The sequence below is a fragment of the Lentilactobacillus parakefiri genome (assembly GCF_002157585.1).
GTDB classification, from domain to species: domain Bacteria; phylum Bacillota; class Bacilli; order Lactobacillales; family Lactobacillaceae; genus Lentilactobacillus; species Lentilactobacillus parakefiri.
On record NZ_BDGB01000005.1, the window covers coordinates 26,885 to 27,158 of the forward strand.

Genomic DNA, 274 nt, shown 5'->3' on the forward strand with positions numbered 1-274 from the left:
AGTTTAGCTGAACGTGGTCGAATTGAAGCTCTAAGGGACTTAGATTGGTCCATCCGCCGGATTGCCAAGGTACTTCATCGTGATCCCAGCACGATTTCACGTGAATTGAGACGTGGGACAACAACACAGATTAACGCTAATACACGTATCTTTGAACAGTCGTATCTAGCGGAAACTGGCGAAGCAGTTTATCGTAAGCACCGGCTAAACAGCTGTTATCGTGGACTCTTTGACCACTGTCAAACCTTCTGTAATGCTTTGGTTACAGCTTTAA

The 274-nt window shown here is 45.3% G+C and carries 1 protein-coding gene; it reads left to right on the forward strand.

The window, feature by feature from the left end; translation table 11 throughout:
* The coding region (locus LPKJCM_RS00475; protein ID WP_165758541.1) for a helix-turn-helix domain-containing protein at positions 1-274 on the forward strand (274 nt) is incomplete at both ends.